This is a genomic window from Azospirillum sp. UFLA03-27, assembly GCF_059803775.1.
Map to the genome: position 1 here is coordinate 1 of NZ_JAUQTX010000515.1, position 945 is coordinate 945.

Consider the following 945-nt stretch of genomic DNA (forward strand, 5'->3'; position numbering starts at 1 on the left):
CTGTTATAGTCTCGTGGGCTCGGAGATGTGTATAAGAGACAGGGTTAAGGTGGGGGCCTCCCTCCCGAACCGCGCCAGCGCCCAGGCCGCCGCGGGCGTGTCCGCCACCGCCAGCCGCGACTCGAAGCCCGCCGCGGTCAGGCGGGCGGACAGGTCGGCGGCCATGGCCTCCTCGCCGCCGAACAGATGGGCGCAGCCGGTGATGTCCAGCGCCACCCCGTCCGGCCCGTCCGGGGTGGTCCAGGGGGTGTAGCGCGTGCACCAGCCGGCGATCCGCTCCAGCAGGCGGGCGTCCGACTCGGGCTCGGCGTCGAAGACGGCCAGGGCGGGTTCGATGGCGCGGGCGTCGGCCAGACTCATGCCGGGATGCACCCCGGCCTCCGCCGCCGCGCGGTTGACGGCGGCCACGCCCAGCCGCCCGCGCTCGGCCAGGATGGCGGCCAGGGGATGGTCGCGCCGCTCCGGATGGCGGCGGCTGTGGGCGTCGGTGGGCAGCCGCGGCAGCCACAGGGACAGGATGCGCCGCGCCGTCCGTTCGGTCTCCCGTTCCACCATGCCCCCTCCTTTCACAGCTTGTCGCGCCAATCGCTCTATCTCGAACAAAACAAGAACATTCTAGCGGCAAAAGCCGGCGGTTGGGAGTCCCCTTACGGCCTCACCAAGAAGGGGGGGATCGCCGGCAGGGCCTTGTCCCGTCTCCGCGGGACACGACATGGTTGGTATGACACCGCTCCGCCCCACCGCCGCTTTCCTGCCCGTCGCCGTCGCGCTCGTCGCTCTTGCGCTGGGGGCCTGCGCGACGGAGGTGCACGACGAGATGCCGGGACGGGCCCAGGCGGCCCCGCCGGTGTCCGCGCAGAGCGGCGGGCTGAAGACGCTGCGCCAGATCCAGGCGGAGGAGAACCTGTCTCTTATACACATCTGACGCTGCCGACGATTATACGC

Annotated in this window: 2 protein-coding genes; one reads left to right on the top strand and one right to left on the bottom strand. The window is 71.3% G+C overall.

Going from position 1 to position 945, the window contains the following annotated elements; translation table 11 throughout:
• Positions 1-3: 3 nt before the first annotated feature.
• Complete coding sequence (locus Q4I23_RS32810; protein WP_498529019.1) at positions 4-555, bottom strand: Y-family DNA polymerase; 552 nt, start codon at positions 553-555, stop codon at positions 4-6.
• 166 nt (positions 556-721) lie between these two features.
• Between Q4I23_RS32810 and Q4I23_RS32815 the strand changes: the two genes are divergently transcribed.
• On the top strand, positions 722-925 hold the full coding sequence (locus Q4I23_RS32815; RefSeq protein ID WP_498529020.1) for a hypothetical protein: 204 nt from the start codon (positions 722-724) through the stop codon (positions 923-925).
• Positions 926-945 lie beyond the last annotated feature (20 nt).

Coding starts and splice junctions, on each gene's coding strand:
- Q4I23_RS32815 (WP_498529020.1), top strand. CDS start 722: ATGACACCGCTCCGCCCCACCGCCGCTTTCCTGCCCGTCGCCGTCGCG.
- Q4I23_RS32810 (WP_498529019.1), bottom strand. CDS start 555: ATGGTGGAACGGGAGACCGAACGGACGGCGCGGCGCATCCTGTCCCTG.